This window comes from Nonomuraea ceibae (assembly GCF_019396325.1).
In the GTDB taxonomy this organism is placed as follows: Bacteria; Actinomycetota; Actinomycetes; order Streptosporangiales; family Streptosporangiaceae; genus Nonomuraea; species Nonomuraea ceibae.
The window spans coordinates 33,942-57,962 of sequence record NZ_JAHKRO010000046.1 but is presented as its reverse complement, the minus strand read 5'-3'; the positions used below and the strand labels follow the sequence as shown (position 1 = coordinate 57,962).

Below are 24,021 nucleotides of genomic sequence, written 5' to 3'. Positions count from 1 at the left end.
GCGCCGGGCGCGAGAGGATGAAGGCATGCGATATCTCCGGGCCGCGCTGGCGGTTCTTCTGGTCAGCGGCGGCGTCACGGGCACGGCGTCGGCGGACACCGGTCAGGTCGCGAAGGAGTTGCGCAGGCTGGAGGCGTCGTTCCAGGGCCGCATCGGCGCGTACGCGGTCGACACGGGCACCGGCAGGACCGTGGCGTACCGGGCGGACGAGCGGTTCGCGATGCTGTCGACGTTCAAGGCGCCGCTGTGCGCGGCCGTGCTGCAGAAGGCGCGCACCGGCCAGCCGGGGCTGATGGGCAAGGTCGTCAAGTGGACGGCCGCCGACATGACGCCGAACTCGCCGGTCACCGAGAAGCATCTCAAGCACGGCCTGACCGTCTCCCGGCTCTGCGCGGCGGCGGTGACGCGCAGCGACGGCACCGCCTCCAACCTGCTGCTCAGGCAGATCGGCGGCCCCGCCGGGCTGACCCGCTACTTCCGCACGCTGCGGGACCCGGTCTCGCGCATGGACCGCACGCACCCCGGGCTGAACGACTGGACGCCCAAGGAGAAGCGCGACACCACGACGCCCGCGGCGATGGCGCGAGACCTGCGCCTGCTCACGACGGGCAACGCGCTGCACGCCAAGGACCGCGAGCAGCTCGTCGCCTGGCTGCTGGCCAACAAGACCGGCGCCGAGCGCATCCGCGCCGGGCTGCCCCGGAGCTGGAAGGTCGGCGACAAGACCGGGACCAACTCCAGCGGGTTCGGCGGCGGCAACGACATCGCCGTCGTCTGGCCCGGCAAGGGGGCCGCGCCCATCATCATGGCGATCTACACGAACCGTACGCCGGGCCTGCCCACCGACAACCGGACCATCGCGAGGACGGCCACCGCGCTGGCCCGCGCCCTCGGCAAACTCTGACAAATCCCGAGGTGCCGGAAACCGGCTGCCGTCCGTACGATGGCGGGGTGCGTCGTTCCATGTGGGACGAGCCGCGTCCGGTCGACCCGCCCCGGCGGGTGTGGCGGGACTGGGTGCTCGTGGGGGTGCTCGCGCCGGTCGCGCTGCTCGAAGGCTTGTTGCGGCCGGACCTGCCGTGGCGGGCCGCGTCGATCGTCGTGGCCGTCGGGCTGGTGCCGACGCTGCTGTGGCGGCGGACCCGGCCGCTGCTGATGCTGGTGATCGCGTTCGGCGTCACCGGGCTGGCGCCGCTGGTGGCCGGCGGCGACACGTCCACGTACACGATGGCCTATCTGCTGCTCCTGCCCTACGCGCTGGTGCGGTGGGGGTCGGGGCGGGAGGCGGTCGCGGGGCTGGTCGTCATGCTGGCGTCGATCGGCTACTCGACGGTGCCGGCGCGGACCCCGCTCGCCGACGCGGTGGGGGCGTTCTCGCTGATGGTGGCGGTGGTGGCGCTCGGCGTGGCGTTCCGCTACCGGGCCGGGGCGCGGGCGCGCGAGCTCGACCGGGTGAAGCTGCTCGAACGTGAGCGGCTGGCCCGCGACCTGCACGACACCGTCGCCCACCACGTCTCGGCCATGGCGATCAGGGCGCAGGCGGGGCTGGCGACCGGCACGCCCGACGCGGCGGCCGAGTCGCTGCGCGTGATCGAGGCGGAGGCGTCGCGCACGCTCAAGGAGATGCGGGCGATGGTCCGCGTCCTGCGCCGGAACGAACCCGGCGAGCCCCCGCCCACCGGGCATCTCGCGGACCTCGAACAGCTCGCCGAAGCCCGGGGCGGACCGCGCGTCGAGGTGGAGCTGGCAGGCGACCTCGACGGCCTGGAGCCGGCCACGACCGCCGCGATCTACCGCATCGCCCAGGAATCGGTCACCAACGCCCGGCGCCACGCCCGCGACGCCACCCGGATCGCGATCCGGGTCACCGCCGACGACACGTCGGTCCGGCTGCGGGTCAGCGACGACGGCGAGCCGGGGCCCGCCGCCACCCCCGGGTACGGGCTGCTCGGCATGGCCGAACGCGCCGAGCTGCTCGGCGGCAGCTTCGAGGCCGGGCCCGGCGACGGCGGCTGGACGGTGTCGGCGGTGCTGCCCCGGGCGGAGGCGGCCACGTGAGCATCCGCGTGCTGGTCGCCGACGACCAGGAGATCACCCGCACCGGGCTCCGGATGATCCTCGACGCCCAGCCCGGCATCGAGGTCGTCGGCGAGGCGGGCGACGGGCGGCGGGCCGTCGAGCTGGCGCGGCGGCTGCGGCCCGACGTGTGCCTGTTCGACATCCGGATGCCCTACCTGGACGGCATCCAGGCGACCCGCGCCCTCGCCGGGCCGGACGTCCCCGACCCGCTCGCCGTCGTCGTCATCACCACGTTCGACCTGGACGAGTACGTGCACGCCGCGCTGCGGGCCGGCGCGCGCGGCTTCCTGCTCAAGGACGCCGGGACCGAGCTGCTCACGCAGGCGGTCCGGGCCGCGGCGGGCGGCGACGCGCTCATCGCGCCGAGCGTCACCGTGCGGCTGCTGGCCGCCTTCGCCGGAGCCGCGCCGCCCGCGCCGCCCGTCGAGCCGCTGACCGACCGCGAGGAGCAGATCCTCGCCGCCGTGGCGCGCGGGCGCACCAACAGCGAGATCGCCGACGAGCTGCGCATCACGCTCAGCACGGTGAAGAGCCACGTCGCGAACCTGATGACCAAGCTCGGCGTCCGCAACCGCGTCGAGATCGCCATGTGGGCGTACGAGACGAACCGGGCGGGGAACCGGCCGATGGGCTGACGAGGCGCTGGTCCTTTCGGCCGTTACCCCCCTCAGGGTGCCCCGCCCACACTGTGGGACATGAAGGCATACGTCTTACGTTCGTACGGATCGCCCGACGTCCTGCAGCTCACCGAGCTGCCCACCCCGGTGCCGGGGCACGGAGAGGTGCTGGTCCGCGTGCGCGCCACGTCCGTCCAGCCCTACGACTGGCACCTCATGCGCGGGGAGCCGCGCGTGTCCCGGCTGATGCCCGGCCCGCTGGGGCTGCGCGGGCCGAAGATCACCGTGCTCGGCGCCGACGTCGCCGGGCAGGTCGAGGCCATCGGCCCCGGCGTCACCGGCTTCCGGCCGGGCGACGACGTGTTCGCCATGCCCCAGCAGGGCGGCTTCGGCGAGTACGTGTGCGTACCGGAGAAGGATCTCGCGCCGATGCCCGCAGGGTTGTCGTACGAGGAGGCGGCGGCGCTGCCGCTGGCCGCCGGGACCGCGCTGCTCGCGGTGCGCGACGTGGGCCGGGTGCGGCCGGGGCAGCGGGTGCTGGTCAACGGCGCGTCGGGCGGCGTCGGCACGTTCGCGGTGCAGCTCGCCAAGGCGTACGGGGCGCACGTCACCGGCGTGTGCGGCGAGCGGAACCTGGACCTGGTCCGGTCGCTCGGCGCCGACGAGGTCCTCGACCGGGCCAAGCAGGACTTCACCGGCCACGAGGGACGCTACGACGTGCTGGTGGACAACGCAGGCGGCCGTACGGGCGCCGAGTGCCGCAGGGCGCTCACCCGCAAGGGCGTCCACGTGCTCGTCGGCGGGCCGGGCGGGCGGTGGCTGCAGCCGGCCGGGCGCATGTTCGCGCTCCTGGCGGTGGCGCCGTTCGTGTCGCAGCGGGTGGCGCTGGTGGACGTGGTGGGCTGCAAGGAGATGGGCGCGAACCTGCGGACGCTGGCCGCGCTCGTCGAGGGCGGCGAGGTCAGGGTGGTGATCGACCGGCGCTTCCGGTTCGAGGAGATCCCCGAGGCGGTCCGCTACCAGGAGCAGGGACGCGTCACGGGCAAGGTCGTCGTCAGCGGATTGTCGTAGCCGTAGGACATGCTGGGCCGCATGACTGACGTGCTGCTGTTCCACCACGCGCTCGGGCTGACCCCGGGGGTGCTGGCCTTCGCCGACGAGTTGCGCGGGGCCGGGCACACCGTGCACGTGCCCGACCTCTACGAGGGCCGCGTCTTCGACGACCTGGAGGCGGGGGCCTCGCACGCGCAGGAGATCGGCTTCGGCACGCTCGTCGAGCGCGGGCGGGCCGTCGCCGAAGGGCTGACCCCGGAGCTGGTCTACGCCGGGTTCTCGCTGGGCGTGGTCCCGGCGCAGACGCTGGCGCGCACCAGGGCCGGGGCGAAGGGGGCGCTGCTGCTGGAGGCGTGCCTGCCCGCCGACGACTGGCCCGCCGAGGTGCCGGTCCAGGTTCACGGGATGGACGCCGACCCGTTCTTCGCGGGCGAGGGCGATCTCGACGCCGCCAGGGCGCTCGGCGCGGAGCTGTTCCTCTATCCGGGCGGGCGTCACCTGTTCGCCGACAGCAGCCTGCCCTCCTACGACACGGGCGCGGCCAAGCTGCTCACCGAGCGGGCGCTGGCGTTCCTGCATCGAAAGATGTAGGCCGATCTCGTCAGCGCGCAGGAAGCCCGCCCACCAGGGAGTCAATAGCGTAGGAGACCTCAGCAGGCATGATCGAAATGAGGCTCCGTCATGGCTCCCGGCCGCAAGAACCTGTTCACCGGCCTCGCCGTCTTCGTCGGCGGGCTGCTGCTGTGGCAGTTCGGGCTCGATGTCGAGATCGTGGTGTTCAACCCGTCGAAGATCGGCGTGGTGATGATGGTGATCGGCGCGCTGGAGGCGCTGTGGGGCCTCTACCGGATGCGCGCCGAGTCCTGAGCCGCCGGTCCTGCACCGCCGTGGTCAGGGCGAAGCCGACCAGCCCGTTGACGTAGGCGACCAGGCCCAGCGCGATCCCCCTGATCTCCAGCACGTCCCACCGGGTGACGACCAGCGCCACCAGGCCGAGGCCCAGCAGGGGTTGCAGCGGCAGCACCGCCACCGCCGTCAGGAGCCGGTTGCGGGCCAGGAAGTCACGCCCGCGCGCGAGGACGATCCAGGCCAGGACGGCGCACACGGCCAGGATCAGGACGAGCGTCGTCACCTCCATCTAGCCGCGCCTCCTCAGGAAGAGGACCGCCGCCACCCCGCCGGCGATCCAGACGAACATGATCGGCCAGAACGGCACCCCGCTCGCCACCCACGGGAACGGCGCCGGCGAGAAGCCGCCCCCGGGATCGGGCTCGTGGCCGTAGTCGGCGGCGAGTGCCACCACGAGCGTGACGACGACGGCGGCCATCTGCATGACGAACGCCCACGTCACCGGACGGCCGGCGCGGCGGGCGGGCGCGGCCTCCTCGTCCTGGCCCAGGATGCGGCGCAGCAGCTCGCCGGCCGTCGGGCGGTCGGCCGGCGACTTGGCCAGGCAGTCGGCCAGCACGTCCCGTACATCCTGCGGGACCCCGGTGAGGTCGGGCGGCTGGGTCAGGATGCGGTTGAACACCGCCGGGATGCTGTCCTGACCGAACGCCGGCCGGCCCGTCGCCGCGAACACCATCGACACGGCCCAGGAGAACACGTCCGACTCCGGCCCCACCGGCTCGCCGCCGAGCTGCTCGGGCGACATGTACGGCGGGGTGCCGACGACGGAGCTGGTCTGGGTCGCCGTCGCCTCCAGCACGCGGGCGATGCCGAAGTCGACCACCCGGGGCCCGTCGGGGCCGAGCAGCACGTTGCCCGGCTTGAAGTCGCGGTGCACGATCCCGGCCTGGTGGATGGCCTGCAGCGCGGCGGCGGTGGCGAGCATGAGACGGCGCAGCCCGCCTGCGTCGCGGGGGCCGTCGCGGCTGATGAGCTGCTGAAGCGACTCGCCGGGGATGTACTCGCTGACGATGTAGGGCCGGTCGCCGTCGACATCGGCTTCGAGCACCCGTGCCGTGCCGAACGAGCCGACGCTGCGGGCGGCGTCGAGCTCGCGGACGAACTGGCGGCGGTGCTCGGCGACGAGCCGGGCGTGCAGCACCTTGATCGCCACCGGCCGGCCTGACGGGTCGCGGCCGAGGTAGACGGCGCCCTGGCCGCCCTCGCCGAGCAGGGCCTCCACCTGGTAGGCGCCCACGCGCGCCGGGTCGGACTGGCTCAGGGGCCGGGGGGCGGAGACCATCCAGCTCTTATATCAAGATCCCCCCGGCGTGGGCAGGGCAATCGGCGAAGGGAGGCACCGGCAGGGCAATCGGAGAAGGGATACCCGCGTCGCGGCGGGCGGTGGTCAGCGCTTGCGGCCGAAGGCGAAGTAGGCGAGCGGGCCGGCGAAGTTGACGAAGACCGCCGCGCGCCAGGCCCGCTTGGAGCCCTTGATCTCGGCGGCGGGCCGGCGCTGGAGGTCGATCAGCGCCGCGCCCAGGAGGGCGAGCTGCGCGCCCGTGAGCCCGCCGATCGCCGTCCGCTGCCCTTTGCTCAGCTCACGCCACTGTTTCGCCATGAACGTGATGATAAATCACGCTATCGGATGGCGCAGAGCAGGCGGTTGTTGCCGCGCTGCCACAGCGTGCCGGTCTCGCTGAATCCGGCCTCGCGCAGCGCCGTGACGTGGTGGGAGAGCAGGTTGGATTCCGAGCCGCGGTGGTCGGCGCCGGCGGTGGTCCGCTCGGCGTTGAGCGCGCTGAGGTCGGGGTCGGCGGCCACCGCGTCCCACCAGGCGCGCCAGTCCTCGGGGTGGTCGCCGGCGAAGACGCGCTCGGTCTGGGTGTCGTGGATGGCGCGTTCGAGGCGGGCCAGGCCGGGGGTGACGTCGTCGGAGTCGAGGTGGTCGCCGTTGAGCAGAAGACCGCCGGGCCGCAGCACGCTCGCGAGCTCGCAGTACATCGCGCGCAGGTCGGGCGGGGAGATCCAGTGCAGGGCGGTGGTGCTCACGGCGGCGTCGGCGGGGCGGTCGAGGCCGAGCGTGGCGGTCCAGCCGGGGGTGCGCAGATCGGCGGCCACGAACGTCAGGTGCGGGTAGGCGGCGCGGCCGAGTCCGAGCAGCAGCGGGTCGGCGTCCACGGCGATCACCCGGGCCTTGGGCAGCCGCTCGACGAGGCGGGCGGACAGCGAGCCGGGGCCGCAGCCGAGGTCGATCACCAGGGGGTCGGGCCGGTCGAGCACCTCCATGGCGTCGATCAGGGCGGTGAAGCGCTCCTCGCGGTCGGGCAGGTAGCCCGCCTGCTGGCGGTCCCAGCGCGCGAGCCAGGCGAGTGCGGCATCGTGGGTGAGCACAGTAGGTCTCCTTGTGACTGTCGTTTATGCTTTCAGCAGTCACAGACTAGAGCGCAAAGGTGTAACTGGTCAATTGAACTTCAACAGTCACACGGACGGAGTGGTCCGGGTCGCCGTCGGGCTGGTCAACAGCCTGACCCCGGGCGAGCGGCGTGGCCGGCCCGCGCCGCCGCCCGCCGACACCGCCGCGGCGGCCACCGAGGGGCTGCGCGTCGGCTATCCGAGCCACCGCCCGGCGACCGAGGCCGAGGCGGCCGAGCTGGTCGCCGTCGCGCTGCGGCTGCGGGAGGTCTTCGAGGCCGTGGCGGCGGACGACGTGGACACGGCGGCGCTGCGGGTCAACGCGCTGCTGGAGGAGTCGCGGGCCAGGCCGATGCTGCAGCGGCACGACGGCGAGCCGTGGCACCTGCACTTCCACGGCACCGGCGGCACGATGGCGGGCGACTGGGCGGCGAGCTGCGCCACCGGGCTGGCGCTGGTGCTGGGGAGCGAGTTTCACGACCGGCTCGGGGTGTGCACCGCGCCGCACTGCGATCGGGTCTACGTGGACGTCTCGCGTAACGGAACGCGCCGGTTCTGTTCAACTCCTTGCCAGAACCGGGTCAAGACCGCGGCATTCAGAGCGCGCAGCAAGACTGTCTAGCCCGACACATCCGGAAATATCATCCCGGCCTGGAGTGCCAGCCAGGAAAGAGGACGCGAATAAGGCTCGTGCGCCCTTCTGACGTGCCAGAATGGCGCCACTGTGACCCCCTCCCCACCATTCCCCGTGAACCTGGTCGGCATGTCGAACGGCGACGTGCTGATGCTGCCTGCCGTGTGGCCGGTGCGCCTCACTCCCGAGCAGCGGCGCCAGCTCGTGGAGCGGCTGCTCGACGCCGAGACCGAAGAGCTGGGTGTCGATCCGTGACGGATCCCCCTGCTCCAGCTCCCCGGGGGCGGCCCGGGGAGCTGGAGCCCGCTTTGTGATGTATTGACGTCCCCCACGTCACAAAGGTTCACACAAGTCTATAAATGGCCATCTCCACTGAGAAATCAGGCGGCACCCGACAAGTCCGCATGCTTGTCGCGTTCTATCTGGGCCTGGAGGATCTCCTGCCGCTCGTCGCTGATCCTGCGCGTCAGGATCATGTACGCCTCCAGCACCTTGGCGTAGGACCGCCGTGCCTCGTCGAGCTGTTCGGCCAGCATGAGCGCCCGGTCGGCATCGCCCTCGCGCCGGGCCTCGGCCAGCATGGCCCCTGCGTCGTCGACGATCTGCTCGGCCCGTTGCCGGGTCCGGCGCAACACTTCGGAGCACTCGAAGAGCTCTCCCAGTCGCGCTGAGGAAACGATGAACTCTGCCGTGTGCACGGCCGACCCGTTGCCTGCCGTCCGCCGGAGATCTGTTTCCATACCCGCCACCTCCACCGTCAAAGGTTGCCTCACTGTAGACGCGCAATCGCGATCCGTGGATCACGCTCGGATTCTGGAGGTACGGGTCTGTGCCCCCGGAGGACTTCTCTTCTCCCGAGGGGGAAAACAGCGCCCCTGAAGCCGATTCGGTGGGGGTCAAATACGACGCTTAGTCGTCTTACCTGGGTTTATCGAGTGAATGCGGCAATCGTCCGGCTGAGTAAATCAGGGGCACCAAGACTGGCGATCGCCCACGCCGCCGGGGCCGGCGGTCACATACTGATACGAGGCGGATGCGGATGGTGACGCTCCGGGGTGCGGGTTGGTGGTGGCCATGGTGAAGGACGACACGGTGGACGTGAGCATCGTCATCCCCGCCCGCAACTGCAGGCCGTACCTGGACCGGTGCCTCACCTCGGCGCTCGTGCAGCGGGTGGCCGCGGAGATCGTCGTGGTCGACGACGGCTCCACCGACGGGACGGCCGAGCTTCTCGGCCTCTACGCCGAATACCACCGTGACCGCTTCAAGGTGATCCGGCTCGAAGGCTCGGGTGGCGCGGGCCGCCCCCGCAACGTCGGGCTCGACCACGCGGCGGGCCGCTACGTGTTCTTCTGCGACGCCGACGACTACCTCGGCCCCGAGGCGCTGGAGCGCATGGTGGCCGTGGCCGACGCCAACGGCTCCGACATCGTGCTCGGCAAGATCGTCGGGCACGGGCGGCGGGCCCCGGCGTCGATGTTCCACCACAACGCCGACCGCGCCGAGCTGGGCGCCAGCGCCGTCTACAACAGCCTGAGCTGCTTCAAGCTGTTCCGCAAGGAGATGCTGGAGCGCCACCGGATCAGGTTCCGAGAGGGCCTGCTGGTCGGCGAGGACATCTACTTCACCGTGCACGCCTACTGCCACGCGGGCACGATCTCGGTGGTCGCCGACTACGACTGCTACCACCTGGTGGCCAGGGCCGACGGCAGCAGCATCATGCAGCAGCCCGACAGCCGCGACCCGCTGGCCTGGCTGCACATGATCCGCGGGCCGATCGGGCTCATGACCGACCACGTCCCGCCGGGGCCGCTCCGCGACCATCTGCTGCTGCGCCACTTCAGGCTCGACGTGTTCGCGCAGCTCGGCGCACCCTTCCTGGAGGCGGGGGAGGTGCGGCGCAAGGAGATCGCGCAGGCCGTGGCCGGGCTGTGCGACCAGTGGCTCACGCCGGGCGTCTACCGGGGGCTGACCGGCACCGACCGGCAGCGGCTGGCGGCGCTCGGCGACGTGGACCGGCTGGCGCGGCTGGCCGATCTGGAGGGCGCCACCGTGCGCCGGAAGCTGACCGGGCTGTGCTGGGACGGCGACCGGCTGGCGGTCACGGTGGCGGTCGACCTGGAGGGCATCGGCGTGCCCGACGCGGTGTCGCTGGTGCTGCGCACCCGGGACGACCCCCGGCGCGAGCTGGTGGTGCGCGCCCGGCCGGGCGATCCGGGCGAGAGCGCCGAGCCCGGCCGCCGCTACACCGCCCGGGTCGACGCGCGGGCGCTCGGCTCCGGGATCTGGGACGTGCGCGTGTCGGCCGAGCGCGAGGGCGTGCTGCGCACCGGCAGGCTGGGCGCCGACCGCGACGGCGCCCTGGTGCTCCCGGCGCCCCGGCTGATCGGTGCGGCGGCGGTGCTGCCGTACTTCACGCGCGACAACGGCAACCTCAGCGTCGACGTCGGCGGCTACGTGGTGGGGGTGCCGGGGAGCGTGCGCATCACCAGGACCAGGTGGTCGCTCGGGCGGCGGCTGGTGATCGACGGCGAGATCACGGTCGCCGGCGGTGTGCCGCCCGAGGAGGCCGTGCGGCGGCTGGTGTGGCGCGAGCGCGGCAGCGGGCGCGAGCGCGCCGACGTGGTGGCGGCGCTGCCCGGCGGCGGCTTCGTGGCCCGGCCGGCGGTGGGCAGGCTGCCGCCCGGCACCTGGGACGCCTACCTGGAGCTGGACCTGGGCGGCCCGCCCGCGCGGTTCAGGATCGAGACCGAGGCCGCGACGGTCGCCGCGCCGCGCCGCTGGCTGGGCGGGATCGCGCTGCTGAGCGTCCGCCCGTACGCGACGTCCGGCAAGGGCCGGTTGAGCACGGTGGTGCGGCAGCTCAGCGCGCGGGCGGTGATCCGAAGAATCATGCGCTAATGCCATCCATATGCAGGTGCAAGACGATGACCTAAAGTAGGTACGTTTGTTCACCTGCATCCGGAGGCTGGTCGTGCACGTCCCCGATGGCTTCTTCAACGCAGCAGTGTCCGTGTCGGCCGGGGTGGTGGCCGCCGCGGGAGTCGCGGTCTGCCTGCGCGGCGCCCGGCGCGAGCTCGACGACCGCACCGCGCCCATGGCCGGGCTGGTGGCCGCCTTCATCTTCGCCGTCCAGATGCTCAACTTCCCCGTCGCGGCCGGGACCAGCGGCCACCTGCTCGGCGGGGCGCTGGCGGCGATACTCGTCGGACCCTACACAGGCGTCCTGTGCATGGCCGTGGTGCTGATCGTGCAGGGGCTGTTCTTCGCCGACGGCGGGCTCACCGCGCTGGGCGTCAACATCACGCTCATGGGCCTGGTGACCGTGCTCGTCGGCTGGGGCGTCTTCCGGGCGATCACCAGGGTCGCGCCGGGGCGGGGCGGGGTGACCGCCGCCGCGTTCGTCGCCTCGCTGCTGTCGGTGCCGGCCTCCGCGCTGGTGTTCACCGTGCTGTTCTGGGTCGGCGGCACCGCGCCGATCGAGCTCGGCACGGTCGCGGCCGCGATGGGCGGCGTGCACGTGCTCATCGGCATCGGCGAGGGCCTGATCACCGCGCTCACCGTCGGCGCCGTCCTCGCGGTCCGGCCCGACCTGGTGTACGGCGCGCGGGGCCTGTCCAGGCCGCTGGAGCTGCGCGGCGCCGACGGCACGACCATCGTGGGCCAGGAGCCCGAGACCGCCGGGCGGCCGGCGCCCGCCCGGGGCGGCAAGCCGTTCGTGCTCGGCGCGCTCGGCGTCACGCTGGTGCTGGCCGGGCTGGTGTCGTCCTACGCCTCGGCCGACCCCGACGGGCTGGAGTCGGTGGCCGAGGAGAAGGGCTTCCTGGGGCAGGCGGCCGACCACCTGTTCGGCACCTGGGCGCTGGCCGACTACGGTGAGGTCGGCGGCATCCCCGTGGGCGTCGCGGGAATCATCGGCGTCGGCATCACCCTGCTCGTCGCCGGGGTCGTGGCCTGGGCCGCGCGCGGGCGCGACCGCACACGGGTCTGAGTCGGGAGGCGGTGGAGCCGGTGGGATCGGGGCACGCGCACCGGCTCTACCTGCCGGGCGGCTCGCGGGTGCACCGGCTGCCCGCGCAGTGCAAGCTGCTCGCCGTCCTGTGCTTCGCCCTGGTGGTGGTGGCCACGCCGCGCGAGCGGTTCTGGGCCTTCGCCGCGTACGCGCTGCTGCTGGCCGGGGTGGCGGCCGTGGCCAGGCTCCCGGTCGCGTACGTGCCGAGGCGCATGGTGGTCGAGCTGCCGTTCGTGCTGTTCGCGTTCCTGATCCCGGTCATCGGGCTGGGGGAGCGGACCGTGGTGCTCGGGATGTCGCTGAGCGTGCCGGGGCTCTGGGCGGCCTGGAACATCCTGGCCAAGGCGACGCTCGGCGTGGTGGCCTCGATCCTGCTGGCGGCGACGACCGAGCCGAGGGCGCTGCTGCTCGGGGCGCAGCGGCTGCGGGTGCCGGGGCTGCTGGTGCAGATCGCCATGTTCATGCTGCGCTACCTGGACGTGATCATGGATGAGATGCGGCGGATGCGGGTCGCCCGGGAGTCGCGCGGGTTCGAGGCGCGCAACCTGCGGCAGGCCCCGGTGATCGCGCGGTCGGCGGGGGCGCTGTTCATCCGGTCGTACGAGCGCGGCGAGCGGGTGCATCTGGCGATGCTCAGCCGCGGCTACAGCGGCCAGATGCCGATAATTGACGATATTTCGGCATCTGCCGTGCAGTGGGGGGCCGCACTCGCCCTCCCCGCCGCGGCCCTGGCAGTTCTGGGGCTCTCCCTATGACGCGACCCACGGTCAACTCCCTCGAAGTCAGCCGCCTCGCCTACGCCTACCCCGACGGCACGCAGGCCCTCTACGGCGTGGACCTGACGATCCGGCGCGGCGAGCGGGTGGCGCTGCTCGGCCCCAACGGCGCCGGCAAGACCACGCTCGTCATGCACCTCAACGGCATCCTGACGGCCGGGCACGGCACGGTGACGGTCGCCGGCACGCCGGTGCGCCGCGACACGCTCAAGGAGATCAGGCAGCGCGTCGGCCTGGTCTTCCAGGACCCCGACGACCAGCTCTTCATGCCCACCGTGCGCGACGACGTGGCGTTCGGCCCGGCCAACTCGGGGCTGCGCGGCGAGGAGCTGGAGGCCGTGGTCAAGAGCGCGCTGGAGCGCGTCGGCATGCTGGAGGCCGCCGACCGGCCGCCGCACCACCTGTCGTTCGGCCAGCGCCGCCGGGTCGCGGTGGCGACCGTGCTGGCGATGGAGCCGGAGATCCTGGTGCTCGACGAGCCGTCGTCCAACCTCGACCCGGCGGCCCGCAGGGAGCTGGCCGAGATCCTGCGCTCGCTGGACGTGACCGTGCTCATGGTCACCCACGACCTGCCGTACGCGCTGGAGCTGTGCGAGCGCTCGCTCATCCTGTCGGACGGGGTGATCGCCGCCGACGGGCCCACCCGCGAGCTGCTGGCCGACGAGGCGCTGCTGGCCCGCCACCGGCTGGAGCTGCCTTACGGGTTCGCCATCCCGGGCTGAGGCGGCACGTGGATGAGCACCAGGCGGTCGCCCGCCCGCAGCTCGGCGGCCTCAGGATCGGTGTAGTTGAGCATCCGGCCGTCGCGCACCACGGCCACCGCGATCTCCTCGCCGCGGGCTGGCGGGCCGCCCACCTCGTCGGCGCGCACCGGCCGCTCGTACAGGTCCAGGCCCTTGCCGTACACGAGCAGGTCCTCGATCAGCGCGCTGACGGCGGGGCTCTGGGTGGCGACGCCGAGCATGCGGCCGGCCGCCTCCGAGGAGGTGATCACCACGTCGGCGCCGCTCTGCCGGACCAGGGGGTCGTTCTCGGCCTCGCGGACGGCGGCCACGATCGTCGCGCCCGGGTTGAGGCTGCGGGCGGTGAGCGTGACCAGGGCGGTCGTGTCGTCGCGCCGGGTGGCGATGATCACCTCGCGCGCCTGTCTGATCCCGGCGAGGTCGAGGATGTGGCTGCGGCTGCCGTCGCCGGTGATCCCGGCGAAGCCGTGGGCCGACGCCTCGGCGACGACGCCCGGATCGGGGTCGACCACGACGATCGACTCCTTGGGGCAGCCGTTCTCCAGCAGCGTGCGGCTCGCGGCGCGGCCCTTGGTGCCGTAGCCGACGATCACCGTGTGGTCGCGCAACCTGCCCCTCCAGCGTTCGATGAGTATGGCCTCGCGGGTGCGCCGGGTGAGCACCTCCAGCGTGGTGCCCACGAGCACGACCAGAAAGGCGATCCGCAGCGGCGTGACGGCGACGATGTTGACGACCCGGGCCGCCGTGCTGACCGGGGTGATGTCACCGTAGCCGGTCGTGGAGATCGACACGGTCACGTAGTAGAGGGCGTCGAGCAGGCTGACGTCGCCGTCGGCGCTGTCGCGGTAGCCGTCGAGATCCACCGCTACCAGCACGAACATGGCGAGCAGCATCGCCAGGGCGATCGCCATCCGGCGCAGTACGGCGCGCAGCGGGCTGAGACGGGCCTCGGGCAGGCGGACACCCCGTGCCGGCTCATCCTCATGCATACCGGTGATCGTAGTTTGTGCGTGCCCGGTATCAGGGCAAGGGGAAGTACAGTGGCTCATCGAGGAGGGGCCAAATGAAGCTGCGGCTTGCGCGACACGCCCTCGGTGACGCCGTGGTGGTGGCCGTTGCGGGGGAGCTCGATCTGTTCACCGCACCGTTCCTCCGTGACGAGGTGCGCGACGCGATCAAGCAGGACAGCGCCCGGCTCGTGCTCGACCTCCAGCAGCTGTCGTTCATGGACTCCAGCGGGCTCTCGGTGCTCATCGAGGCCTGGCGGCTGGCCACCGGCGAGGGCGGCGGGGTGTCGCTGGCGGCCCCTCAGGCGCCTGTGGCGCGCATCCTGCGCACGACCGGGCTCGACCGGCGGATCAAGGTCTATTCGGATGTGGACAGCGCCGTGGGGGGAATTTAACCGCCCCCGAGTAGAACTTCATTCGGTAGCCGGGTTAGGGTCCGTGCTATGGACGTGAACGGATCCGCAGCAATCATCTCCGGCGGTGCGAGCGGCCTCGGCGAGGCCACCGCCCGCGAGCTGGCCCGCGCCGGCGCCACCGTGGTCATCGCCGACCTCAACGAGGAGCGCGGCAAGGCCCTGGCCGACGAGCTCGGCGGGGTCTTCGTCAAGACCGACGTGTCGGACGACGAGCAGGTGCAGGCCGCCGTGGACGCGGCCGTCGCCACCGGCAAGCCGCTGCGCGTGCTGGTCAACAGCGCCGGCATCGGCTGGGCCGAGCGCACCGTCAACCGCAACGGCGAGCCGCACAACCCGGCGACCTACCGCAAGGTCATCGAGGTCAACCTGATCGGCACGTTCAACCTCATGCGCATCGGCGCGGCGGCCATCGCCAAGACCGAGCCGGTCGACGAGGACGGCCAGCGCGGCGTGGTGATCAACACCGCGTCCGTGGCCGCGCTGGAGGGACAGACCGGTCAGCTCGCCTACAGCGCCTCCAAGGGCGGCATCGTCGGCATGACCGTGCCCGCCGCCCGCGACCTGGCCGCCATCGGCGTCCGGGTGAACACGATCTGCCCCGGCATCATCGACACCCCCATCTACGGCTTCTCGGGCAACGCCGAGGAGTTCAAGGCCAAGCTGGTGGCGCCGGTCGTGTTCCCCAAGCGCATGGGCCGCGCCGGCGAGTTCGCCCACCTGGTGCGCTCCCTGGTGGCGAACGACTACATGAACGCCGAGGTCATCCGCTTCGACGGCGGCATCCGCTTCCAGCCCAAGTAGGAGGGCCCGTGTCCGACGAAGTGCTCGTCGAGGAGTCCGGCGGCGTCGCCGTGCTCACCATCAACCGCCCCAAGGCGCGCAACGCCGTCAACGGCGCGGTGGCCCGGGGCATCGCCGAGGCGCTGGACGCGCTCGACGCCCGCCCCGACGTCTCCGCGTACGTGCTGACCGGCGCGGGCGGCACCTTCTGCGCGGGCATGGACCTGAAGGGGTTCCTGACGGGCGACATGCCGGTCGTGGAGGGACGCGGCTTCGGCGGCCTGACCGAGTCGCCGCCGAAGAAGCCGATCGTCGCGGCCGTCGAGGGCTACGCGCTGGCGGGCGGCTTCGAGCTGGCCCTGTCGTGCGACGTGATCGTGGCCTCGTCGGAGTCCACGTTCGGCCTGCCGGAGCCCAAGCGCGGCCTGGTGGCCGGGGCGGGCGGCATCATGCGCCTGCCGAGGCGGATCGCGTACCACGTGGCGATGGAGATGGCGCTGACCGGCGACCACTACCCGGCCTCGCGGCTGTACGAGCTGGGCCTGGTCAACCGGATCACCGAGCCGGGACAGGCGCTGGAAGGCGCGCTGGAGCTGGCTCGCAAGATCGCCGCGAACGCGCCGCTGGCGCTCGCCGCGACCAAGAAGGTGATCATCGAGTCGCAGGACTGGCCGCTCGACGAGATGTTCAAGCGGCAGGGCGCGATCATCAACCCGGTGTTCGGCTCCAAGGACGCGATGGAGGGCGCGGCGGCCTTCGCCGAGAAGCGCGCTCCGCAGTGGAAGGGCGAATAGCCCGCGGACGACCCAGCCCCCTCCCGCCCGGGAGGGGGCTTTTCACGCACTCGGGCCGGTTCGTACGTACGGTAAAAAGGGAGTCGTCCACCTGGGAGAGCGCATGAGCGACTATTCGAGGTCCCCGTTCGAGTCGGCCAAGCGCGGCGCGGGGGCGCTGCTGTCGGGCGCGCTGGCCGCGTTCCTCCTGATGGTGGGCCTGCTCGCGGTCATGTGGGCGGTGGAGATCGTCGACTACTTCATGTTCGGCGCCCTGGACGGCTTCGGCATCGTCGGCTGGGAGCCGGCGGGACTGTCGGGGATCTTCTTCGCGCCGTTCCTGCACATCGGCTTCGGGCACCTGATCGCCAACTCGCTGCCGCTGCTGGTCCTCGGGTTCCTGGCCGCGCTGCGCGGCATCGGCAAGTTTCTGCTGGCCAGCCTGCTGATCATCGTCATCGGCGGCGTGGGCACCTGGTTCACCAGCCCCGACGTGGTCACCGTGGGCGCCAGCGGGCTGGTGTTCGGCTACTTCGGCTACATCCTGGCCCGGGGCCTGTTCGACCGGCTCCTGCTCGACATCGTCATCGCGATCGGCGTCGGCATCGCCTACTGGTCGATCCTCGCGGGCGTGCTGCCCAATCAGCCGGGGATCTCCTGGCAGGGCCACCTGTTCGGGCTGGTCGGCGGTGTGGTGGCGGCCTGGGTGCTGCGCAGGCAGCAGCCCAGGCCACTCGTCTGACGTCGCAGGCTAGAGGCGCTCGACCACGTGGTCGATGCAGGCCGTCAGGGCCTCGACGTCGGCCGGGTCGATCGCCGGGAACATCGCCACCCGAAGCTGGTTGCGGCCCAGCTTGCGGTAGGGCTCGGTGTCGACGATGCCGTTGGCGCGCAGCACCTTGGCCACCTCGGCGGCGTCGACGGAGTCGGCGAAGTCGATGGTGCCGACCACCTGCGAGCGGAACTCGGGGGCCGCGAACGGCGTCGCGAAGGACGACTTGTCGGCCCAGGTGTAGAGGCGCTGCGCCGAGTCGGCCGTGCGGGACGTGGTCCAGGCCAGGCCGCCGTTGCCGTTCATCCAGTCGAGCTGGTCGGCCAGCAGGAACAGCGTGGCCACGGCCGGGGTGTTGTAGGTCTGGTCCTTGGCCGAGTTGTCGATGGCGATCGGCAGGCTGAAGAACTCCGGCACGTAGCGGCCCGAGCCCGCGATCTCCTCGACCCTGGCCAGGGCGCGCGGCGACATGATCGCGATCCACAGGCCGCCGTCGGAGGCGAAGCTCTTCTGCGGGGCGAAGTAGTAGACGTCGGTCTCCGACACGTCGACGGGCAGGCCGCCGGCGCCGGAAGTGGCGTCGACCAGCACGAGCGCGTCGTCGCCGCCGACCCGCTGGATCGGCATGGCCACGCCGGTGGAGGTCTCGTTGTGGGTGAGGGCGTAGACGTCGATCCCGTCCTCGGCGACCGCCTCGGGGTGGGTGCCGACCTCGGACTTGATGACCGAGGGCTCGCCCAGCCACGGGGCCTTCTTGGCCACGGTCGCGAACTTCGAGGAGAACTCGCCGAACGACAGGTGCTGCGACCGGTCGCGGATCAGCCCGAAGGCGGCGATGTCCCAGAAGGCGGTGGTGCCGCCGTTGCCGAGCACGACCTGGTAGCCCTCGGGCAGCGAGAACAGGTCGGCCAGGCCGGAGCGCACGCGGCCGACGAGGTTCTTGACCGGCTTCTGGCGGTGCGAGGTGCCCATGAGGCTCGCCCCGGAGGCGGCGAGGGCGGCCAGTTGCTCGGTGCGCACCTTCGAGGGCCCGCAGCCGAAGCGGCCGTCGGCGGGCTTGATGTCAGCGGGAATCACGATGTCAGCCACCAGACAAGGGTATCCAGCCGCCGAGATTCCCTGGTCCCGGGTCCGGATGCTGAGAAATGGTGAAACGACCACCCCTTGGAGCGTGGGAGGGCTCCGGCGGGGGCGGCTGGACACATCACTCCATGAGATTTACGGCAGTATGTCGACAAAGGAGTGGATCGTCGGGGGGCGACCGCCAGGGAGCGACGCATGGCCGATGTCCGCACGTTCCTCCGGCACCTGTTCGGCAGGCTCATCCGGCGACCCGCCCCCTGGCGGCGCGACCGGTCGCTGCCGCAGGTGTCGGTGTTCCTGACGGGTGAGGGCGACCTGGAGCCGCTCATCGTGCCCGACGGGCAGCCGGTGCCCTATTTCTCGCCGGCCGTCTACTCGGGCGTGCCCGACCTGGTGAAGCAGGCGGTGGCCAAGCTCGGCGAGCGCACCGGACCGCGCGGGCTGCCGAGGATCAGGTTCCAGCTCACCGGCTTCGTGCTGCTGGTGCTGCGCCGGCGGGAGCTCGGCGAGGTGGCCATCCCCGACATGGAGCGGGCGCTGGCCGAGGACCGGCCGGGCCGGGGCGGGCCCCCTGACGACCGCCCGAGGGTGGTCATGCTCGACTACCTGGGCAGGTCGCTGACCGGCTGGATCCCGGCGGCGTCGGTGATCGGCACCTGGCTCGGCCAGGCGACCACGCTGCTGGCGTGGGGGGTGAGCGTCGCGGCCGGCGTCGTGGTGGCCGTCGGGCACGCGGCCGTGCTGGCCCGCACCCACGTGCGCAGCTCGTGGTTCCGCAAGCAGGCGGCGCAGCAGCGCACGCCGTGGGAGCGGCTGCCCGCGTACGCGAGCAGGCTGGCCGCCAGGGCGTCGGACGAGGAGCTGGAGCGTCTGCTGGTCGGCGCCTTCCTGGAGGACCTCAGGCAGGCGTACAGGCGCCGCAGGCTGTTCCTGTGGCCCGCGTGGGCGCGTGCCTACCACTGCGTGCTCTACCTGAAGGGCGTCACGGCCGCCGACACGGCCGCGGCGGCGTTCCTCGGCCGCCTGCACGAGGTGCGCGAGCGCAACGCGCAGTGGGACCCGCTGCTCGTCGTCACCTCCGGCCCCGAGTCGCCCGGGCTGGTGCGCGACGTGCGCACGGTGCGCGTCACGGGCGCGGACGGCGACGAGGAGGCGCACCACGAGTGGCTGCGCCGGGTCAGCCACCGGCACGGGCCCGCGTACCTGGTGATCGAGGGCGTCGACCTCACGGCCGGGGACGACCGGCGGGCGGCCCCGCTCGCGCCGGTGGCGGGGCACAAGCGGGTGCGCGCCTACTGGACGATCATGGTGGCGCTGCTGGTCGTGCCGCTGATCGCGTCCGGCCTGTACGTGTGGAACTCCGCCATGACCTACTGCCAGGCCCCCGACGTGCTGCGGGACGAGCTCGGCGAGTGCGTCGGCATCAGCGACGGCGGCTACGTCTTCCACGACCGGCTGAAGACCCCCATCGCCCGCATCGCGGCCGAGAACGTCAAGGCCGTCGACAGCGGCCGCTACGTGGAGATCGTCTACATCGGCCCGATGACCGGCGCGCCGGACGCCCTGCTGGCGGGCTCCCACGGCGAGCTGTACGGGATCGCCGCCTACCAGCAGGACTACAACGCCCAGAGCGGCGACCGGCCCAAGATGCGCGTGCTGCTCGGCAACCCCGGCAAGGCGTTCAGGAAGTCCGTGACGCTCGCCCGGCAGGTCGTCGACCGGCTGGAGTCGGGCGCGCCGATCGTCGGCGTGATCGGCATGGCGCAGAGCCGCGCGGTCAACCAGGAGGCCATCGCGGTGCTCAACACCGCCGGGCTGCCCGTCATGGTCACCGTCGGCACCGCCGACGAGCTCGGCCAGCACGAGCGGGTGCCGTCGCCGTACTTCTTCCGCATGGCCGCCAACAACGGGCGCGAGGCCAGGGCGTCGGCGGCGTGGGTCAGGGCGGGCACCGGCGGGCTGCCCGCCGCCAAGAAGGTGACGCTGCTGGAGGACGTCACCGAGGGCGACCTCTACAGCGCCGACCTGGCCGCCGGCTTCCGCGACGCCTTCGGCGAGGCCGGCGTCACCAGCCTGTCGTACACGGGCGGGCGTCAGCTCAAGGCCCAGGTGAAGAAGGCGTGCGCGGGCAAGCCTGACCTCATCTACTACACCGGCAGGGGCGACGACTTCGTCACCTTCGTCCAGGGCGTCGACGAGGGGTGCAGCCAGTCCCGCATCCACCACGTGCTGGCCTCCGACGACGTCACCAAGTACGTCCAGGACAACCACCAGAGGCTCAAGGACCACCCCAACCTGCGCCTGCACTACGTCACGCTGGCGTGGGAGAAGGTCTGGGACCACGTCACGGGCGGCGAGGGCCAGGGAGGAAAAGCCCAGATCGGGCGCATCCAACGGCTGATCGGCAAGGACGCGCAGCCGTCGCGGCTGCACGCGATGCTCGCCCACGACGCCGCGCTCGCCCTCGGGCTCGCGATCGCCGCCGCCCCCGGCCCGGTGCCGGACAAGGGCACGGTCCTGTTCGGGCTGAGCACGATGGGCACGCAGTACGGGACCACCGGGGTGATCGAGTTCACCGGTGGCAGGGAGCTGCACGAGTCGGCCGGCAAGCCGGTCATGCTCATCCAGGTGGGCCAGGAGCCGAAGCTCGTCGGCGTGTGCGGCAGGCTCACCGAGGTGGGGCCGAGCCTGGCCGACTGCCCCGACCGCGCCCTGCGCGGGGCGGACGACGCGAACGGCCCGCCGGTCGGACCGGCGGGCCGTCAGGGAGGGCGTCAGATGGTGCCGGCGACCTCGGCGGCGCCGGGCACGTCGCTGAGCGGACGCGACGCGGGGCCGATGTAGTTGGCGCTCGGGCGCACCAGCCTGCCCGTGAGCTTCTGCTCCAGGATGTGCGCGGCCCAGCCGGCCGTGCGGGCGCAGGTGAACATCGAGGTGAACATGTGCGAGGGCACCTCGGCGAAGTCCAGGACCACGGCGGCCCAGTATTCGACGTTGGTGGCCAGCACCCGGTCGGGCTTGCGGGCGTGCAGCTCCTCCAGGGCCGCCTGCTCAAGGGCCGCGGCGACCTCGTAGCGAGGCGCGTCGAGCTCCTTGGCGGTGCGGCGGAGCACGCGGGCCCGCGGGTCCTCGGCGCGGTAGACGCGGTGTCCGAAGCCCATGAGCCTGTTGCCCTTGTCGAGCTCGCTCTGCACGTACTTCTTGGCGTCGCCGAGCTGCTCGACGCCCTCGATCATGTGCAGCACGCGCGCCGGGGCGCCGCCGTGGAGCGGGCCCGACATGGCGCCGACCGCCCCGGACAGCGCCGCGGCCACGTCCGCGCCGGTGGAGGCGATGACGCGGGCGGTGAAGGTGGAGGCGTTCATGCCGTGCTCGGCGGCGGAGGTCCAGTACGCGTCGATGGCCTTGACATGCTTGGGGTCAGGCTCACCGCGCCAGCGGACCATGAAACGCTCGACGATGGTCTTGGCCTCGTCGACCCGGCTCTGCGGCACCATCGGCAGGCCGAGGCCACGCGCCGACTGCGCCACGAAGGACAGGGCCATCACGGAGGCGCGGGCGAGCTGGTCGCGCGCCTCCTCGTCGCTGATGTCGAGCAGCGGCTTGAAGCCGTAGGCGGGGGCCAGCATGGCCAGCGCGCTCTGCACGTCGACTCGGATGTCACCGGAATGGACAGGGATGGGGTACGGCTCCGCCGGGGGCAGGCCCGGCTGGAACTTGTTGTCGACCAGCAGGCCCCACACATGCCCGAAGGGGACACGGCCGACCAGCTCCTCGATGTCGACGCCCCGGTATCGAAGGGCGCCCCCTTCTTTGTCCGGTTCCGCGATCTCGGTCTCGAAAGCTACGACGCCTTCGAGGCCGGGTTTGAAGTCGGACATTCTCGGCCGCCTCCCTTTCTTGCCATGTTCCGGCAATGCCTTGATGTCGAGATACCGGCCAGTCAATTTAACCCCCTCCCAGGTCGTGCTCGGTCTCGGGACCCGCCGGTAGGCCATAACCGCTGGTAGGGGGCGCTGTGTGGGATCTGCCACCAAGCACGCGAGAATACCGTCTCGTGGATGCCACCTCGCGCCCGCCCTCCTTGGCGGGGCTTCGCCGGACCTATGAGGGCGAACCGTTGCTCGAAGCCGCCGTCGCCGCCGATCCGATCGCGCAGTTCACCGTCTGGTTCCAGGACGCGCTCGACGCCGGCCTGCCCGAGCCCAACGCCATGGTGCTCGCCACCGCCTCCGCAGGGGGCCGGCCGAGCGCCAGGACCGTGCTGCTCAAGGGCTACGACGAGCGCGGTTTCGTCTTCTACACCAACTACGAGTCCCGCAAGGGCCGCGACCTGGCGGAGAACCCGAGGGCGTCGCTGCTGTTCCCGTGGCATCCGCTGCGCCGTCAGGTGCGGGTGGAGGGCTCGGTGAAGAGGCTGTCGGCCGAGGAGTCGGCCGCCTATTTCAACGCCAGGCCGTACGGCTCGCGCATCGGCGCGTGGGCGTCGCGCCAGTCGGCGGTGGTGCGGTCACGGGAGGAGCTGGACGCCCGCTACGAGGAGCTGGCGGCGCGCTGGCCGGACGATCCGCCGGTGCCCGACTTCTGGGGCGGCTTCCGGGTGACGCCGGTGGAGGTGGAGTTCTGGCAGGGGCAGCTCGACCGGATGCACGACCGGCTGCGTTACCGGCGTACGCGGCCGGGGTGGGAGTTGGAGAGACTTGCCCCTTAATGTGCCTTAAGTGACTTTCGGGGATTTCGTCAAGCGTCACCTGGTCGACACCCGGCCGCTGTCCGTGCCCGCCTACCGGCGCCTCTGGATCGGCCAGGCCGTCTCCCACGTCGGCCTCGGCGCCACCGTCGTGGCCGTCAGCCAGCAGGTCTACGACCTGACCGGCTCGTCGTTCTGGGTCGGCATGCTGGGGCTGGCCAACCTGATCCCCCTGGTGATCTTCGGGCTGTGGGGCGGGGCCGTCGCCGACGCCGTCGACCGGCGCAAGCTCCTCGTCGCCGGCTCCGCCGTCGCGTGGGTGAGCACGATGCTCATCCTGATCCAGGCGCTGGTCGGCGTCCCCAACGTGTACGTGCTGCTGGCGACCGTGGCCGTGGGCGCCGCCGGCTTCGCCGTCAGCTCCTCCACCCGGGGCGCCATCATCCCCCGGCTGCTCCCGGCCGAGCTGGTGCCCTCGGCCAACGCGCTCAACTCGCTCGTCTACAGCATCGGCGCCGTCGCCGGGCCGATGATCGGCGGCATCCTGCTCACCGAGGGCGGCTACGCGGCCGCCTACGCCGTGGACGCCCTGCTGTTCACCGCCAGCCTCTACGCCGCCTTCCGGCTGCCCGCGCTGGCACCCCAGGGCGAGGTGTCCCGGCCCGGCTGGCGGTCCGTGGCCGAGGGGCTCCGCTTCATCGCCACCAGCCCGGTGCTGCTCATGTCGTTCGTCGTCGACATCATCGCCATGGTGTTCGCGCTGCCCAGAGCCCTGTTCCCGGAGCTCGTCGACCTGCGTTTCGGCGGCGACCTGAACGTCCTCGGCTGGCTGGTGGCCTCCATGGCGGCCGGGTCGGTCATCGGCGGGCTGTTCTCCGGCTGGGTCACCCGGGTCACCCGCCAGGGCCTGGCGCTCACGGCCGTCATCGCCGTGTGGGGGCTCGCGGTCGCCGCCGCCGGGCTCGCCCAGCAGCTCTGGCTCGTGCTGCTGTTCATGGCCGTCGGGGGAGCCGCCGACGTGGTCTCCTCCGTGTGGCGGCAGTCCATACTCCAGCTGTACGCGCCGGACGAGATGCGGGGGCGGATGCAGGGCGTCTTCATGGTCGTCGTCGCGGGCGGGCCCCGGCTCGGCGACGTCCGGGCCGGAGCCACGGCCACCGCCTTCGGCCTCACCACCGCGTGGGTGGGCGGCGGCATCGCCTGCGCGCTGGCCGTACTCGTCGCCGGCCTGTCGGTGGCCGGCTTCAGGAACTACCGCGCCCGCTGACCGGCCGCGCGCCCTG

General features: G+C 72.1%; 27 protein-coding genes. 19 read left to right on the top strand and 8 right to left on the bottom strand.

All coding sequences use genetic code 11. The features are described 5' to 3' along the window. Positions 1 to 25 precede the first annotated feature (25 nt). From bla to KME80_RS26155, 6 genes are all read left to right on the top strand, one after another. Positions 26 to 904 (top strand): class A beta-lactamase, encoded by an 879-nt coding sequence (bla, locus tag KME80_RS26180; protein WP_219508836.1) that lies wholly within the window; start codon positions 26 to 28, stop codon positions 902 to 904. Between the two features lie 47 nt (positions 905 to 951). Next, positions 952 to 2,058, top strand: a complete 1,107-nt coding sequence (locus KME80_RS26175) for a sensor histidine kinase (protein WP_308125937.1) — start codon at positions 952 to 954, stop codon at positions 2,056 to 2,058. Further along, entirely contained in the window at positions 2,055 to 2,714 is a 660-nt protein-coding gene (locus tag KME80_RS26170) for a response regulator (RefSeq protein WP_219508835.1), read from the top strand. The genes KME80_RS26175 and KME80_RS26170 overlap by 4 nt, the downstream gene beginning before the upstream one ends. Positions 2,715 to 2,774: 60 nt before the next feature. Further along, on the top strand, positions 2,775 to 3,767 hold the full coding sequence (locus tag KME80_RS26165; RefSeq protein ID WP_219508834.1) for an NAD(P)-dependent alcohol dehydrogenase: 993 nt from the start codon (positions 2,775 to 2,777) through the stop codon (positions 3,765 to 3,767). A 21-nt stretch (positions 3,768 to 3,788) separates the two neighbouring features. Beyond that, positions 3,789 to 4,340 carry a dienelactone hydrolase family protein gene (locus tag KME80_RS26160; RefSeq protein ID WP_219508833.1) on the top strand — a complete coding sequence of 184 codons (552 nt, stop codon included), beginning with the start codon at positions 3,789 to 3,791 and terminating at the stop codon, positions 4,338 to 4,340. Positions 4,341 to 4,430: 90 nt separating this feature from the next. After that, a complete protein-coding gene (locus tag KME80_RS26155) occupies positions 4,431 to 4,616 on the top strand; it encodes a DUF5708 family protein (protein ID WP_219508832.1) in 186 nt (61 codons plus the stop codon). Here the strand turns inward: KME80_RS26155 and KME80_RS26150 are convergent. The 4 genes from KME80_RS26150 to KME80_RS26135 all read right to left on the bottom strand — a co-directional run bounded on the left by KME80_RS26150 (position 4,528) and on the right by KME80_RS26135 (position 7,031). Continuing rightward, the gene (locus KME80_RS26150) at positions 4,528 to 4,887 is read right to left on the bottom strand and encodes a hypothetical protein (RefSeq protein ID WP_219508831.1); all 360 of its coding nucleotides are present in this window, start codon (positions 4,885 to 4,887) and stop codon (positions 4,528 to 4,530) included. The genes KME80_RS26155 and KME80_RS26150 overlap by 89 nt on opposite strands. Next, entirely contained in the window at positions 4,888 to 5,940 is a 1,053-nt protein-coding gene (locus KME80_RS26145) for a serine/threonine-protein kinase (RefSeq protein WP_219508830.1), read from the bottom strand. It abuts the gene before it with no gap. 105 nt (positions 5,941 to 6,045) lie between these two features. Then, positions 6,046 to 6,258 (bottom strand): PLDc N-terminal domain-containing protein, encoded by a 213-nt coding sequence (locus KME80_RS26140; protein WP_219508828.1) that lies wholly within the window; start codon positions 6,256 to 6,258, stop codon positions 6,046 to 6,048. 20 nt (positions 6,259 to 6,278) lie between these two features. Then, complete coding sequence (locus KME80_RS26135) at positions 6,279 to 7,031, bottom strand: class I SAM-dependent methyltransferase (protein ID WP_219508826.1); 753 nt, start codon at positions 7,029 to 7,031, stop codon at positions 6,279 to 6,281. Between the two features lie 73 nt (positions 7,032 to 7,104). Between KME80_RS26135 and KME80_RS26130 the strand changes: the two genes are divergently transcribed. Beyond that, a complete protein-coding gene (locus tag KME80_RS26130; RefSeq protein WP_219508824.1) occupies positions 7,105 to 7,674 on the top strand; it encodes a CGNR zinc finger domain-containing protein in 570 nt (189 codons plus the stop codon). Between the two features lie 126 nt (positions 7,675 to 7,800). Then, positions 7,801 to 7,941: a hypothetical protein gene (locus KME80_RS26125; protein ID WP_219508823.1), complete on the top strand. Its 141-nt coding sequence runs from the start codon at positions 7,801 to 7,803 to the stop codon at positions 7,939 to 7,941. A gap of 125 nt (positions 7,942 to 8,066) precedes the next feature. Here the strand turns inward: KME80_RS26125 and KME80_RS26120 are convergent, their stop codons facing one another. After that, a complete protein-coding gene (locus KME80_RS26120) occupies positions 8,067 to 8,447 on the bottom strand; it encodes a hypothetical protein (RefSeq protein ID WP_219508822.1) in 381 nt (126 codons plus the stop codon). Positions 8,448 to 8,760: 313 nt separating this feature from the next. Between KME80_RS26120 and KME80_RS26115 the strand changes: the two genes are divergently transcribed. The 4 genes from KME80_RS26115 to KME80_RS26100 all read left to right on the top strand — a co-directional run bounded on the left by KME80_RS26115 (position 8,761) and on the right by KME80_RS26100 (position 13,196). Further along, on the top strand, positions 8,761 to 10,587 hold the full coding sequence (locus KME80_RS26115; RefSeq protein ID WP_219508821.1) for a glycosyltransferase family 2 protein: 1,827 nt from the start codon (positions 8,761 to 8,763) through the stop codon (positions 10,585 to 10,587). A 73-nt stretch (positions 10,588 to 10,660) separates the two neighbouring features. Continuing rightward, a complete protein-coding gene (locus tag KME80_RS26110; RefSeq protein WP_219508820.1) occupies positions 10,661 to 11,677 on the top strand; it encodes an energy-coupling factor ABC transporter permease in 1,017 nt (338 codons plus the stop codon). A 20-nt stretch (positions 11,678 to 11,697) separates the two neighbouring features. Next, the gene (gene cbiQ, locus KME80_RS26105; RefSeq protein WP_219508819.1) at positions 11,698 to 12,453 is read left to right on the top strand and encodes a cobalt ECF transporter T component CbiQ; all 756 of its coding nucleotides are present in this window, start codon (positions 11,698 to 11,700) and stop codon (positions 12,451 to 12,453) included. Continuing rightward, on the top strand, positions 12,450 to 13,196 hold the full coding sequence (locus KME80_RS26100; protein WP_219508818.1) for an energy-coupling factor ABC transporter ATP-binding protein: 747 nt from the start codon (positions 12,450 to 12,452) through the stop codon (positions 13,194 to 13,196). The genes cbiQ and KME80_RS26100 overlap by 4 nt, the downstream gene beginning before the upstream one ends. On the opposite strand, the gene KME80_RS26095 is transcribed toward KME80_RS26100, so the two are convergent. After that, entirely contained in the window at positions 13,172 to 14,206 is a 1,035-nt protein-coding gene (locus KME80_RS26095; RefSeq protein WP_219508816.1) for a potassium channel family protein, read from the bottom strand. The genes KME80_RS26100 and KME80_RS26095 overlap by 25 nt on opposite strands. Positions 14,207 to 14,280: 74 nt before the next feature. On the opposite strand from KME80_RS26095, the gene KME80_RS26090 reads away from it, so the two are divergent. The 4 genes from KME80_RS26090 (at position 14,281) to KME80_RS26075 (ending at position 16,935) form a co-directional block, all read left to right on the top strand. Beyond that, positions 14,281 to 14,619: an STAS domain-containing protein gene (locus KME80_RS26090; protein ID WP_049563214.1), complete on the top strand. Its 339-nt coding sequence runs from the start codon at positions 14,281 to 14,283 to the stop codon at positions 14,617 to 14,619. Positions 14,620 to 14,667: 48 nt separating this feature from the next. Beyond that, entirely contained in the window at positions 14,668 to 15,441 is a 774-nt protein-coding gene (locus KME80_RS26085; RefSeq protein ID WP_219508815.1) for an SDR family NAD(P)-dependent oxidoreductase, read from the top strand. A gap of 8 nt (positions 15,442 to 15,449) precedes the next feature. Beyond that, a complete protein-coding gene (locus KME80_RS26080; RefSeq protein WP_219508813.1) occupies positions 15,450 to 16,214 on the top strand; it encodes a crotonase/enoyl-CoA hydratase family protein in 765 nt (254 codons plus the stop codon). A gap of 103 nt (positions 16,215 to 16,317) precedes the next feature. After that, on the top strand, positions 16,318 to 16,935 hold the full coding sequence (locus tag KME80_RS26075) for a rhomboid family intramembrane serine protease (RefSeq protein ID WP_219508812.1): 618 nt from the start codon (positions 16,318 to 16,320) through the stop codon (positions 16,933 to 16,935). 9 nt (positions 16,936 to 16,944) lie between these two features. On the opposite strand, the gene serC is transcribed toward KME80_RS26075, so the two are convergent. Beyond that, complete coding sequence (gene serC, locus KME80_RS26070) at positions 16,945 to 18,054, bottom strand: phosphoserine transaminase (RefSeq protein ID WP_219508810.1); 1,110 nt, start codon at positions 18,052 to 18,054, stop codon at positions 16,945 to 16,947. A 189-nt stretch (positions 18,055 to 18,243) separates the two neighbouring features. Here serC and KME80_RS26065 point away from each other — a divergent pair, with 189 nt between their 5' ends. Continuing rightward, positions 18,244 to 20,892, top strand: a complete 2,649-nt coding sequence (locus KME80_RS26065) for a type 1 periplasmic-binding domain-containing protein (protein ID WP_219508808.1) — start codon at positions 18,244 to 18,246, stop codon at positions 20,890 to 20,892. Here the strand turns inward: KME80_RS26065 and KME80_RS26060 are convergent. Then, on the bottom strand, positions 20,823 to 21,929 hold the full coding sequence (locus KME80_RS26060) for a citrate synthase 2 (protein WP_219508806.1): 1,107 nt from the start codon (positions 21,927 to 21,929) through the stop codon (positions 20,823 to 20,825). The two genes, KME80_RS26065 and KME80_RS26060, sit on opposite strands and share 70 nt — an antisense overlap. A 176-nt stretch (positions 21,930 to 22,105) precedes the next feature. Between KME80_RS26060 and pdxH the strand changes: the two genes are divergently transcribed. Both pdxH and KME80_RS26050 read left to right on the top strand, forming a co-directional pair. After that, positions 22,106 to 22,759 carry a pyridoxamine 5'-phosphate oxidase gene (pdxH, locus tag KME80_RS26055; protein WP_219508804.1) on the top strand — a complete coding sequence of 218 codons (654 nt, stop codon included), beginning with the start codon at positions 22,106 to 22,108 and terminating at the stop codon, positions 22,757 to 22,759. A gap of 10 nt (positions 22,760 to 22,769) precedes the next feature. Continuing rightward, complete coding sequence (locus KME80_RS26050) at positions 22,770 to 24,005, top strand: MFS transporter (RefSeq protein ID WP_219508802.1); 1,236 nt, start codon at positions 22,770 to 22,772, stop codon at positions 24,003 to 24,005. Positions 24,006 to 24,021: the final 16 nt, after the last annotated feature.

Bases quoted from the DNA above. Each gene is read 5' to 3' on its own strand.
- KME80_RS26065 (WP_219508808.1), top strand. From the start codon at position 18,244: ATGGCCGATGTCCGCACGTTCCTCCGGCACCTGTTCGGCAGGCTCATC.
- KME80_RS26165 (WP_219508834.1), top strand. From the start codon at position 2,775: ATGAAGGCATACGTCTTACGTTCGTACGGATCGCCCGACGTCCTGCAG.
- KME80_RS26085 (WP_219508815.1), top strand. From the start codon at position 14,668: ATGGACGTGAACGGATCCGCAGCAATCATCTCCGGCGGTGCGAGCGGC.
- KME80_RS26150 (WP_219508831.1), bottom strand. From the start codon at position 4,887: ATGGAGGTGACGACGCTCGTCCTGATCCTGGCCGTGTGCGCCGTCCTG.
- bla (WP_219508836.1), top strand. From the start codon at position 26: ATGCGATATCTCCGGGCCGCGCTGGCGGTTCTTCTGGTCAGCGGCGGC.
- KME80_RS26115 (WP_219508821.1), top strand. From the start codon at position 8,761: ATGGTGAAGGACGACACGGTGGACGTGAGCATCGTCATCCCCGCCCGC.
- KME80_RS26095 (WP_219508816.1), bottom strand. From the start codon at position 14,206: ATGCATGAGGATGAGCCGGCACGGGGTGTCCGCCTGCCCGAGGCCCGT.
- KME80_RS26100 (WP_219508818.1), top strand. From the start codon at position 12,450: ATGACGCGACCCACGGTCAACTCCCTCGAAGTCAGCCGCCTCGCCTAC.
- KME80_RS26075 (WP_219508812.1), top strand. From the start codon at position 16,318: ATGAGCGACTATTCGAGGTCCCCGTTCGAGTCGGCCAAGCGCGGCGCG.
- KME80_RS26155 (WP_219508832.1), top strand. From the start codon at position 4,431: ATGGCTCCCGGCCGCAAGAACCTGTTCACCGGCCTCGCCGTCTTCGTC.
- KME80_RS26160 (WP_219508833.1), top strand. From the start codon at position 3,789: ATGACTGACGTGCTGCTGTTCCACCACGCGCTCGGGCTGACCCCGGGG.
- KME80_RS26140 (WP_219508828.1), bottom strand. From the start codon at position 6,258: ATGGCGAAACAGTGGCGTGAGCTGAGCAAAGGGCAGCGGACGGCGATC.
- KME80_RS26090 (WP_049563214.1), top strand. From the start codon at position 14,281: ATGAAGCTGCGGCTTGCGCGACACGCCCTCGGTGACGCCGTGGTGGTG.
- KME80_RS26060 (WP_219508806.1), bottom strand. From the start codon at position 21,929: ATGTCCGACTTCAAACCCGGCCTCGAAGGCGTCGTAGCTTTCGAGACC.
- KME80_RS26145 (WP_219508830.1), bottom strand. From the start codon at position 5,940: ATGGTCTCCGCCCCCCGGCCCCTGAGCCAGTCCGACCCGGCGCGCGTG.